This window comes from Limnoraphis robusta BA-68 BA1 (assembly GCF_034932365.1).
GTDB classification, from domain to species: Bacteria; Cyanobacteriota; Cyanobacteriia; order Cyanobacteriales; family Microcoleaceae; genus Capilliphycus; species Capilliphycus robustus.
In genome coordinates, this window is the sequence record NZ_JAYGHR010000061.1 from 256,917 (window position 1) to 269,359 (window position 12,443).

Sequence of the window (12,443 nt, forward strand, 5' to 3'; positions counted from 1 at the left end):
TTGGTATGCCCAGTGAGGGTTTTGATTTCTTTGCCAGTGCTGGCATCCCACAGTTTCACCGTGTTGTCACCACTAGCCGTCGCCAGAAGTTTGCCATCGGGGCTGAAACTCACCCCATTAACCCAGTTGGTATGCCTTCTCAGGGTTTTGATTTCTTTCCCGGTGCTGGCATCCCACAGTTTCACGGTGTTGTCACCACTCGCTGTCGCCAGCGTTTTGCCATCGGGGCTGAAACTCACCCCATTAACCGAGTTGGTATGCCCAGTGAGGGTTTTGATTTCTTTGCCAGTGCTGGCATCCCACAGTTTCACCGTGTTGTCACCACTAGCCGTCGCCAGAAGTTTGCCATCGGGGCTGAAACTCACCGCCCTAACCCAGTTCACGTGTCCTCCCAAAGTGTTTGGTGCTGCCACATTGGAGACAATATTTAATAATGCGAGTTCCACCTGGGTATGGGTATCAACATCGACCAGGGGTGTTTGTTGCATTCGCATAGCTGCTTTTAAACTGGTTTTGACCGCTTTTGACCCATCTAAACTTAACAGCGCATCGGAATATTGAGCTAGACCATTAATTTCGCTGATACGAGCCTTCCATAAACCGAAACTTGCCATTCCTGCTAAACCCAAAGTCAGCAGAAAACCGCCAGCCAGACTCAAAACAGCGAGTTGGCGTATCCGTTTCTGTTTATTTTGGTCTTTGAGGCTTGCTTGAATAAAATCTCGTTCCTCCTGGGTCATTTCATCGGCCCGTTTTTGCAACCAATCTTCGGCTACCGTCAACGGCGCACCCCGCAACAAATTCCCGGCGTCATGGTTATTCTTTTTCCATTCTCGCAAGGATAGTTTTAACCGTTCTTGCCAGGTTCTAAACTGACGGTTTGCATTCATCCACTCCCGTAGCGTTAACCATTCTCGAATGAGCGCTTCATGGATGACTTCTACGGTATCTTCTGCAAAAGTGACCTCTCCCCCAACCCCTCTCCTGCGAGGCGAGGGGCTTTGATGTTGTTCCTTATCTTCTGCAAAAGTGACCTCTCCCCCAACCTCTCTCCTACGAGGGGAAGGGCTTTGATTCTGTTCTTTCCCTTCTTTAGAAGTGACCTCTCCCCCAACCCCTCTCCGGCGAGGCGAGGGGCTTTGATTCTGTTCTTTCCCTTCTTTAGAAGCAGAAACGCTTTCATTCTCCTGCTGTCCTAACCCCCCTTTCCAAGGGGGGCAGGGGGGATAAAGAGGGTTAGGGAGAGGTAGGGAAGGGGGCAGGGGGGTTAGGTCTTTTTGATGCCGTCCCGTCACCACCAAACGGGCTTGATGTCCCGCCAAATAACTCACCAAATTCCAGTTTTCTTCCCCCACTTCTTCACGGGTCGCTACTCGTCGGGTGTCTTCGGTTCCTTCCCCTGGACGCACCAACTGCAAAAAGATTCGTTGGGCTTGTTGTTTCTCGGTGTCGCTCAGTTTTTGGTAAACTTGTTCTGCATGGTTGGCGATCGCTTTTTTAACGCCCCCAATTTCGTCATAGGCTGCGTGAGTTAAGGTTCGGTATTTTTGTTTTTCCCACAGGCGAGTTAGGGCAAATTCTAATAACGGTAAATTCCCCGGTTCTTGCCCCACGTCATCGAGAATTCTTTCGGTTAATTGGTCTTCCAATTGCACGTCTAACTTTTGGGCAGGAAGTTCAATGGCTTGTTGTAATTCCTCCCGTTTCATCGAACTGAGTAATTTTGGAGTATAGGTTTCTAACGCATCCCGAAACGGACGATAGGACAGGACATAACCATAAAAATCCGCCCGTAAGGTAAAAACTAATCTAATATTTTCTTGAGGAATAGTCGCCAGTAATTCATCGGCAAAGCGTTTCTGTTCTTCCTTGACTGGACACAGGGTAAACAGTTCTTCTAATTGGTCAGCAACTAACAATAAGCGTTTCCCCGGATTCCGTTCTAAAATCTGAGAAATGACCTGTTGCACGGTGATTCTACCCTGTTGAAAATCACTGGCGAGTCCCATTGCTTCCCGCATTTTGTGAGTTTCTCCCGCTTCCGGTTCGAGTTGTCTAACCAAGGCAAAAGCTAAGGGTAAAAACGGGTCTTTTCCGGGCTTGAAAATTTCAATTAACCAGTTTCCTTCTTTTCTCAATTTCGGAATTAATCCGGCAAATACCACCGAAGATTTCCCGCTTCCACTCGGCCCTATTACCCCAACTAATGGCTGTTGGTTCGTGGCTTCTACTAATTTATGAACAAAGTTTTCCTGTCCAAAAAAGAAGTCCGCATCTTCTTCTCCAAAAGCGGCTAATCCCTGATAAGGGTTCGGCGGAATGAAATCTTTAAAAGCTGTTAAATCGGGATTATCCTCAGAATCAATCTCAGAATCTCTTAACGGTTTTTTCTTTAAAACGGGAGTTTCATGTTCTAAGAAACTCATCATCTGCGAACACCCTAATTCGTGGGCTTCTTCCACTTCATATCCTGCGGCTAGAGCATCATAAAAAGCAACGGAAAAAGCAACGGCAGCTTTATCCCCCACCGCTTGATTCATTCCTAATACATAATTTACATATTGACTAATGGCTGTGGCTTGAACTTCTGAATAACAGGCATTTAAAATAACGCACTCTACACCCTTTGTAGCAAATAATTTAAACATACTGGCGAGGGCATTGGTTGGCACCACCGCGCTTTTCCCCGTATCATCTTCGAGAACAATTCCTTCCTGACCGACTCCATGTCCGCAAAAGTGAACAATTGATGGTGTATAATCTAATATTGCCCGATAAAAATCACGAGAACGAACTGCTAACTTTTGTTCTAATTTATACTGATGTCGTTGATTGGCCCGTCGCAACCCCTCATCAATTTCCCGAATTTCTTCCTCCAGTCGCAACCGAGTAGTATTTTGGGGATTGGCTGCTAATATTAAAATCGTTTTGGGACTTGTTTGATTTGTCATAAATCAGCTTGCAGTTGCAATGATGCTGTATATAAGTGGCCCATTTTTGAGTCTTGACTTCTCCAAAGATTTTGACTTAATAATATAGTTATAAACTGCACCGAAGCCAATCGAAAAATAAAAGGCTGAAATCCCCTTCAGCGTTGAGTTTGAGCAGTAGGGGAACGGATTTGACTTCCGGGATTCCCCGAACTTTATTTGAATGTCCAATTGAATAAAACTGCAACCGAAGGCTGTTTCAGGTTCAAATAGTCCCGTTGGAAGTTATGAGTAGCTAAAAGGGATTAAGATAGGGGAAAATGACACCAACTTTCCCCATCAACATCCCAAACCGTGCGAACCTCAGCATAGCTATAACGAACATCACCGCCACTAATATTTTCATCGGCATATCCGCCTTGATATCCTAACCATTTCCCGTTGGGGTCGTGGCAGATCCAAACTTTTTCTTTTTCGTCGTATCCTTTAATGACAATAATATGACCGGAGTTGGTAAAATATCCGTGAATAATTACCGGATGACCCTTGGCTAAATGTTGTTTAATTTCGGTTTCGGTTGTCACATTTTTGAAAGTAGTGTTCTGAAGTTTTCCGGGGCCATGTTCTTCACCCCATTCTCGCAGTAATCGTTGAAGAAATTCGGGAAGATGGCGACTTTTCACTCCACCTGTATATCCATACTGTTGATCCCATTCTTCGGTTTTACGAAATAACACATCTTCCAGTTGCACATCATTGTTAATGTCTTGTGCGCTGCGAGAATCAATGCCATAATATTTGAGAACCATCGCCACACAGGTCACGTTACAAGTTCCCAAAGGATGTTCTAAATTATTCAGTTGAGAATGATAAGGAACTTTTAAATCAACTTTTGGAGGAAGTACAGGCGGATATTGTTGACTGGGTTCTTCGCCGCGAGAAACTGCGGTTAATACAATTTCAACATCCTTACCATAACAGTAATATTGTTTGGGTGCTGTTTCAATAGAACGAGCATCAAATTCATCTAAATATACCCGAATATATTTCCCCTGTAAATTGGGAGTGTAAGCACTAATGAAAATTTCATCTCCAGCATGATAGGTAAGAATTTCTTCGGGAGATAAAAGGGAAGTTTCCAAAGGTCTAACTTTCAGCAGAGAATCCGAGGTAAATCGTAACGTATACTTCAAGGTGTTCATATTGTCCTCCATAAAAAGTTAACGGGATAGCTGGTCTAAACTCACTTCAATTTCTCATTTCACTCTTTAAATTTTATATTTTTGGGTGAAAAATATGTTTTTATGAATGGTTTATACCAGCAGGTTTACAGGGTTTAATCGGTAATAATCTGCCAACCGTACAACTATAAATAGCCTCAAATTAATCGGTTGTTCAAATTTTGAAATGGTCAACAAGACTTTCGACTATGGTTGTTTGATCTCCGTAAAACAACAGTACAAGAATCTATCAAACAACCGTACTAACCGATGGGTTAGTTTTTTACAAGCGCCAAAAGTACAGGTGTCACCGACCCCAGCTTTTTTGTGCCTGTACATTGAAGGATTAATACCTATATTTGGGTTGCAGAAAAGTTAAGAAAATCAGAATAATCCTGTTTCTTTCAACCTCTTTACGGTAACCTAAAAACAAACTTTGGTCTAGTCACCTAAATGAGTGTCACTCAAAGAAGTGACTGTAAGGGTTCCCCGGAATTAGATTAAGATGCCAGGAGGGAGATTTGAACTCCCGACACAAGGATTTTCAGTCCTCTGCTCTACCAACTGAGCTATCCCGGCTTTTTTTTACTGCCTAACTAGGATAGCAGATTCCTCCAGAATTTTGCAAGTAGATCTGCAAAAATTTTTTGAGCCTCGCAGATCCCCCTGAAACCCCAGACTAGACGATCCATCCCGCTCAAGTGTAGCATCGGAGAAATTGGGGATAGAGGTTAATCAACAGTAAATAATTTACTTATATTTGCTTATATATGCTACGGTTTACTCATGGCATATATACCACTCAGAAAGGCGGTCGAATTTCTGGGCTTGCATCCCCACACCTTGAGGAAATACGCAGATGAAGGCAAAATCAAAAGCATCAAAAACGAGGCAGGGCAAAGACTCTATGATGTCGAGTCCTACCAGCGAAGTGCAGCTAGATCTGCCGTTGTTTGCTACTGTCGGGTCAGTTCAACCAAGCAGCGAGATGACCTCGCTAGACAAATTGAATTCATGCGTCAGCAGTACCCAGACGCCGAAATCATCAAAGATACTGGCGAGAGCCTCAATTTCAAGCGAAAAGGCTTGCAAGCCCTACTGGTCAGACTTATGCGAGGCGATAAGCTCACGCTTGTTATTGCCTGTCGTGATCGATTGTGCAGATTCGGATTTGAACTATTCGAGTATATGGTTGAACAAAACGGTGGAGAAATCGTGGTTCTTGACAGAAAAGTTCACTGTCCAGAAACCGAACTTACAACCGATCTTCTCGCTATCCTTCATGTATTTTCTTGCCGAATGCACGGACTCAGAAGTTACAGCAAGAAAATCAAGGAAGATCCGTCTATTCCTAAACTCTGAACAGAAAGCCTTACTTAAACAATGGTTTGGTGTTAGTCGTTTTGTTTACAACACAACGATCAAATATCTCCAAGAACCAGACACAAAGGCTAACTGGATGGCAATTAAGACAGGGATATTAAACAGTTTGCCTGAATGGGCTAAGGCTGTCCCCTTTCAAGTTAAGTCAATTGCTATTAAAGACGCTTGCCTTGCTGTAAAAGTAGCTAAAAAGGGATTCAAGAAAGACGGACAAATTAGAAAATGCCGATTCCGGAGTAGGAAAAACACAAAACAATCTATTTTTATTCCGAAATCGGCTATAAAACAATGTGGAATTTACCACTCAATACTGGGTAAGTGCCGATTAAAAGAAGCGTTACCAGCAGAATTCAGTGACGGTAGGTTAACGCTGGCTTATGGCGAGTATTATCTAGTTGTCTCTGAACAAGTGCAATCAGTCCAGTCCGATAACCAAGGCAGACTGGTTGCCTTAGACCCCGGTGTTCGCACGTTTATGACGTTTTTTAGTGAAAAGTCTTTTGGTTGGTTGGGGAATGACTCTAACTTGTACATTCAGAGACTTTGTTTTCGATTGGATAGATTAGTATCAAAAATCTCAAAATCTCCATCCAAGCAGAAACAAAGACTAAAGAAAGCTGCAAGTAGACTTCGCTGTAAAATTAAGAATTTGGTCAAAGAATTGCATCACAAAACAGCTAGATTTCTAGTTGACAACTTTGATGTAATTCTACTGCCAACGTTTGAGACATCCCAGATGGTATCTAAATCACGCCGTAAGTTGAGAAACAAATCTGTTCGACAGATGCTAACACTTTCTCACTACGAATTTAAGACATTCCTCAAGTGGAAAGCTTGGGAACAGTCCAAGAAAGTGATTGACTGCAACGAAGCTTACACTTCAAAAACGGTGTCGTGGACTGGTGAAATTGTCAACAATCTAGGTGGAGCTAGAACTATTAAGTCGATCTCCACTGGATTGAAGATGAACCGGGATCTAAATGGTGCTCGTGGGATTTTCCTACGGGCATTGGTTGATACGCCCTGGCTGAGAGAATCTCTCAACCTATGTGTTTGTTAGCAAACGTTAGCAAAAATGTATCGGTAATAGTTGGTGACAGACAAGAATAAATTCAACGGCTTGATCGCTTTGTTGCTGATTTGGCTGTCTAGTATAATCAGTGATCGCATCTGGTTTGCTTTTGATCGCTCAGTTCCCGCTTGGGATCAGGCGGACTATCTCACCCATTCGTTAAACTATTGGCGGGTATTCCAACATCCCCAATGGTTTTCTTCTGACTGGTGGGAACAGATGTGGATGCTGTCTCCAAAAGTTCCTCCCCTCACCTATATTCTGACGATACCGTTTTTAAATTTATTTGGAATTGGCCCTGATCGCTCCCCTCTTGTTTATATCGTGTTTACGGGTATTTTACTCGCTTCGGTCTACGGAATTGCTTCTCGACTGTTTAACCCACGAGTCGCATTCTGGGCTTGTCTGATTTGTGTTTTGTTACCGGGGCTGTATGTTTATCGCCTACAATATTTGATCGACTATCCGATCACGGTGATGATCGCTTTAAGTTTTTGTTGTCTAACCCAGTGGAAATATAGCGAAAGAAAATGGTTTTGGGCGATCGCTTTTGGTTTATCCTTTGGGTTCGCCATGTTGGTCAAACAAACCGCGTTATTTTTCCTGTTTATTCCGCTCGTTTGGGTGAGTATAGAAGCCGTTAAACAGCGACGCTGGAAAAGCTTAATTCAGTTAACTGTTGGATTATTATTATCAGCTTTGATCTTAACGCCTTGGGTGAGAACGAACTGGCTACTCATGCTAACCTCTGGAAAACGTGCAACAATTGACTCTGCTTTAGCCGAAGGAGATCCGGCGTTAAATACCTTGGATGCTTGGATTTATTATTGGAACTTACTCCCTTATCATGTTTCTTGGGTCTTATTAATCGTTCCGCTTGTCGGGTTTCTTCTTTATTTATTTTATCCTAAATTCCTCTCAAAACCGATTAATGTTCCCGCTTTAAAATGGTTAACCGTATTTTGGATCGGCGGATATTTGTTATGTTCGTTGAATATCAATAAAGACTTTCGCTACAGTTTACCCTTATTACCTGTTTCGGCTATTTTTCTCGCCTACGGTTTAACCTTATGGCCCGAACGTTGGGGAAAAACGGTGCGGGGGATAACTGTCAGTTTAGCCATTGTCTTAATGTTACTCAATTTATGGCCGATTGGCGGGGTTTGGGGACGACGAATGGCGGCTTTTCTCAGCCCTGGAGGCGATCGCATTGCCCATCTGGGTTTACAATGGCCCCATGAACAGGTGATTAATGAAATCATTGAAACAGAACCCTATTTACAGTCTACTTTAGGGGTGTTACCGTCAACGCCAGACGTTAATCAACATAATCTTAATTATTTTGGCGCTTTGCGGGATGAACAAGTTTATGGGCGCCAAGTGGGAACTCGTTTAGAACAGGTCAGTCAAGATTCTTTATCGCTCTCTTGGTTTGTCACCAAAACGGGTCAACAAGGGATGGTTGAACGCATTAATGAAGCACAAGTTGCTATTGTACGGGAAATTGAACAAGGGCGACAATTTCAGTTACACAAGCGCTGGTTATTACCCGATAATACGGTTTTCAATCTTTATCATCGTCAGACGCCTTATATTGAAGTTTCTCCCCAACCCAATGCTTCTGAACCTGTTCAACTGTCTCAAGTAATTGTATCACCCCAGGTTCCTCCAGATGCAGCGATTCCGATTATTTATGTGTGGTCAGGTTCTTGGGAACAACTTCAGTCGGGGTTAGTGATATTAACCTGGAAATTACAAACCCCTTCAACAGCAAAGGGTTCGTCTGAATGGTTACATGATCATGCGATCGCCTCTGGGACTTTGCATTCTGGATCATTAGGAGAAAATGAAACCAATTCCGGCTTTCAAGTTCTTGAACGCATGGGGATGTTACCACCAAAAGATATTTTACCGGGAGTTTATCGCCTAGAGGCGACCTATTTAAACCGAGAAACGGGAGAAACCTACAAAATCACCGTTCCGCCTGTTACAGTCGAAATTAACCCCAAGTCGCCAAAATTACCCGCTCCAGAATTAGATTTAGTGTCTCAACTGCGACAGTTAGCACTGAATTTACCTCAAGGAATACCCGGACTTGAACCTGTGTTTGATCAAGTTGGACGCATTAACCAATACGATCCGATTCAAGATTATACCGTTCAGGCGGAAAAAACGTTAACTTACCGTTTACAGACTGAACCCGACAATTTAGACTATGCCTATGCTTTAGCGTTAGCGACGGTGTTAAAACAAGATGCACCCAGAGCGATCGCCGCCTTAGAAAAAGTCACGCAACTCGATCCGCAAAACCCCAACGCCCACGCTTATCTGGCTTTTATTCATCTGTATGCTTTGCATCCCCAAGCCGCAAAACTGGCTATTCAAAGGGCTTTAGAATTAAACCCCGATCAAAGCGAATTCCAAGCGTTAAGGGGAATTGCAGCATTGATGCAGGGAAATCTGATTCAGGCTTGGCAGGATCTACAAGCGTTGCGTTAGGGGTTAACTGACTTGAACTTCTGCGGGGGTCAAATCAAAGTCTATAATTGCGCCTTGTTCTTTGAGAGCAAGTTTGGTGGCTTTTGATAAACCTGTACAAGCCATGAAACTGGCATCTTTAACTTTGGTATTGCTGAGATCGACGCTGCTGAGATGGGTTCTGGCGAGGTTCGCCCCTGTGAGATCGGCTCCGGTGAAGTTCACGCCGACTAAGCTAGCACAGCTTAAGTCTACATGGCTCAAATCCCAACCGACAGCGCCTTGGGTGACGATTTTCTGTACTAAACGCCATTTTTCGCTGAGTTGGGTGGTTTCATCAATTTCTGTTGCATTCAGGTTCACGCCACAGAGTTCGACGCCTGTGAGGTTAGCGCCGCTTAAATTGGCACCCATGAGGTTAACTCCCGTTAAGACGGTATTCAGGAGGTTAGCCCCGCTTAAATTGGCGTGAGTGAGTTTGGAATGACTCAGGTTCGCCCCCATTAAATTCGCCTCGACGAGTTGAGCATGGGTGAAGTTGGCTTCTTTGAGGTAAGCATTCAGCAGTTGGGCGCCGCTAAGATCTGCACGGGTGAGGTTGGCTTCACTAATGTAAGCGTCGGTGAGATCGGCACTTTTGAGATTGGCTTCGATCAGGGTAGAATTGGTGAGATTGATGCCTGTCAGGTTCGTTTGACTCAAGTTGGCATTGGACAAATCTGCACTGATCAGGTTCGCTCCACTCAGGTTCGCTCCACTGAGGTTAATCCCAACAAGCTTGATTCCGATCAGAAAAGCTTCCTGGAAATCTCTCTTACCGTGAGCGTAGTGGTTGAGAAGTGTTTGAGTTTCCATGATTATTGTTTTGAGGATTGAGTAAAAATTGCGAAGTTAAGATTCAATTGAGTTTGATTAGAAAATCTTAAACTTCTCGGTTAGGAAATTTCCGTCTCGATTCTGACGAATCCATCACCTCTTTTTTCGGTAGAATAGGCGGTATATCAGTGCGTTTTTTGACGGGCGCGACGAGCATATTCTATTAATTTCCTCCGGTAAGGATCGGCATCGGTACGCCAGTAGACGCGATGACCTCTGAGTTCAGCACAGTGTTCTTCTAAGCATTTCAACCAACCCTGGCGTGTTTTGATCGCTTGGAAATCATCTAGAAGTCCCCAATCTTCCTCTTGACGAGTGAGTTTGGCAAATTTTTCATACTGGGGATATTCTGGCGTCACATAGGCTTGTTTGCAATGCAAAATAGGTGGATTAGGCCCTTCGTAACTTTGATAAGTGACATGGAGATCGCGTAAGTCGATTTCCATTTGCGTGTGCAATGCAGGATGCGGATCGGTATCAAAATCCGGGTAAAACAAGTAGGTAATCTTCGGTTTTCTGATATGAAATTTAACGAGGGTTGCTCCGGCTAGCCGACCTAAAGTTCGGTTCGCACAACCTTCGTACAAACGCAGTAGGGGATCAAGTTTTTCCAAGGCGGAAAGATGAACCCAGAGCGAGTGAGTATATTTCTGACCTATTGGACTATGAGAACAACAGTCAGCGATCACGTCTGGGTTTCCCATACTATATAACATAAGATCTGCTAAAATACAAGCTTTCTTGTAACTGCCAAATAACCCTTTAATATCGTTTTGGACAACTTCTGAAAGTTGGGAAATTTTGGGACGGCGACTAAACTGACTCAACGCTAAATAGACGAGAAAATCCTGACGACGGCGATCGGCTACTTTTTCCCATTCTTCGGGATCTGTTGCTTGTAAGATGAGTTTAAATGCTCTTTTGAATGTTCCAAATTCCTCTCGAATATCGGCTTCTGATGACAGTTCTCCGGCTACCGGAAGACGTCCGCGATCGCTGACAAATTTAATCAACGGTTGCAAGAGTTGTTCATAGTCTTCAAATCGTTTAACTTGTGTACAAATTTTCGGAGAACTTAAGCGAGAACGAAAGCGAGAAGCCCGGAAATTTTCGGCTTGGGTTTCATCCCGAAACACGAAATAAACGCCCATATCAATGGGAACTGCATTCACCTCTAAGACTTGATCGATATAGATTTTCAGTTCTTCTTGTTCATAGTATTTCTGAAAGGTATTGCGATTGGTAATCACTCCATCTCCATAAGCAACAATTCCCCGATCGCGATCATCAATTAAAATTTGGGCGGCGACTATTAAAACCTGTTTGGTCAGTTCCCAGGCTTTGAGTAATGCTTGGCGTCGCTCCTGTTGACATTCAATGACATTAATGATATAACCTAAGTTGACAATATCCGCTTCTTTGAGCGGTGTATCCGGTGAATAGTAAGGGTCCCATCCCGAACTTTCATAGCCTTTTTCGCCGATGCGTTGAATATCGCCTCCGTAGCCACAACCATAGTCAAAAAATGTTGTATTTTCGGTGAATAAGTCGGCTTCTACGGCTAACCGCACGGGACGAGAAAGGGAACGACGAACTAAAGCCGCTTTGTGACGTTCTATCTTGGGGATCGCGACGAATTCTAAGGGATTTTCTTGATCTCGTTCAATGGAAATAATCCGATGATCGCGAATTTCTACGCCTTTTCGGGCGAGATGTTGCATCCATCCTTTGCGAGTTCCAATGGTGTGATAGATGCGTCTTTCTTCGGCTGAAATGGATGGATCGGTTGGGTATAAACTGGGTTTAGACTCTAACAGTCCGAGTTTTTCTTCGGCTTTTGTCAAACGGGAAAATTTTTGATAATCAGGATAGTCTGAAGTAACAAAAGTTTCTTTGCGGTGAAGAATCGGCGGATTATCGCTATCAGAATAGTCGTGACTTTTGATGTGAGTTGTTTGAATATTGACGATCAGACTCGCCACTAAAGCCGGATGGGGATCATCATCAAAATCGGGGTAATATAAATAAGAAACAACGGGTTTATGAGTATGAAATTTAACCAGTGTCACGCCTTCGAGATTTCCTAAGATGTCTCGACTCCAAGATTCGTATAGACGCAAAGCCGGATCAAGCTGATCAATTGCACTCAGATGAACATAAAGGGCGTTGGGGAGTTTTTTACCGATTTTGCTGCGTTGACAATAATCTGCGATCGCCCATTGTTGAGTCAGGTGTAATAAAATTTGATTGACGACTTGACAGACTCGCCCATAACTGCCAAAAGTGTTGTAAATTTCCTGTTGTACAGTCGGCGGGAATTGAGACAGCAATGTTAGATTAGGCGGTAGTCTAAAAATAGCAGCCCGTTGAGCCAGAGCAAAAATCAGATCATTAACGGTGAGGGGAACGCCTAGAGAATCTGGGGGTTGAGCGACAGGATAAACTGCAAGACGGGATTCCGTCGATAAGTGCATCGAGGCAGCG

Annotated in this window: 7 protein-coding genes and 1 tRNA gene; 3 read left to right on the plus strand and 5 right to left on the minus strand. The window is 43.7% G+C overall.

Annotated features, from left to right (window positions below; all coding sequences use genetic code 11):
* The 3 genes from VB836_RS14395 to VB836_RS14405 form a co-directional block, all read right to left on the minus strand.
* Positions 1-2,951, minus strand: a 2,951-nt coding sequence (locus VB836_RS14395; RefSeq protein WP_323220045.1) for an nSTAND1 domain-containing NTPase, incomplete at its 3' end; no start/stop codon positions are given.
* Between the two features lie 284 nt (positions 2,952-3,235).
* On the minus strand, positions 3,236-4,132 hold the full coding sequence (locus VB836_RS14400; protein ID WP_049558606.1) for a C39 family peptidase: 897 nt from the start codon (positions 4,130-4,132) through the stop codon (positions 3,236-3,238).
* 524 nt (positions 4,133-4,656) lie between these two features.
* Positions 4,657-4,729, minus strand: a tRNA-Phe gene (locus VB836_RS14405).
* A 207-nt stretch (positions 4,730-4,936) separates the two neighbouring features.
* Between VB836_RS14405 and VB836_RS14410 the strand changes: the two genes are divergently transcribed.
* From VB836_RS14410 to VB836_RS14420, 3 genes are read left to right on the plus strand one after another with little or no spacing between them, the layout of a single operon-like run.
* On the plus strand, positions 4,937-5,512 hold the full coding sequence (locus VB836_RS14410) for an IS607 family transposase (RefSeq protein ID WP_323220049.1): 576 nt from the start codon (positions 4,937-4,939) through the stop codon (positions 5,510-5,512).
* On the plus strand, positions 5,433-6,593 hold the full coding sequence (locus VB836_RS14415; protein ID WP_323220051.1) for an RNA-guided endonuclease InsQ/TnpB family protein: 1,161 nt from the start codon (positions 5,433-5,435) through the stop codon (positions 6,591-6,593). The genes VB836_RS14410 and VB836_RS14415 overlap by 80 nt, the downstream gene beginning before the upstream one ends.
* A 33-nt stretch (positions 6,594-6,626) precedes the next feature.
* Positions 6,627-9,104: a glycosyltransferase family 39 protein gene (locus tag VB836_RS14420; protein WP_323220053.1), complete on the plus strand. Its 2,478-nt coding sequence runs from the start codon at positions 6,627-6,629 to the stop codon at positions 9,102-9,104.
* Between the two features lie 3 nt (positions 9,105-9,107).
* Here VB836_RS14420 and VB836_RS14425 read toward each other — a convergent pair whose 3' ends face one another.
* Positions 9,108-9,938, minus strand: a complete 831-nt coding sequence (locus VB836_RS14425) for a pentapeptide repeat-containing protein (protein WP_323220055.1) — start codon at positions 9,936-9,938, stop codon at positions 9,108-9,110.
* A gap of 146 nt (positions 9,939-10,084) precedes the next feature.
* Positions 10,085-12,433 (minus strand): DNA phosphorothioation-associated putative methyltransferase, encoded by a 2,349-nt coding sequence (locus tag VB836_RS14430; protein WP_407659673.1) that lies wholly within the window; start codon positions 12,431-12,433, stop codon positions 10,085-10,087.
* Positions 12,434-12,443: the final 10 nt, after the last annotated feature.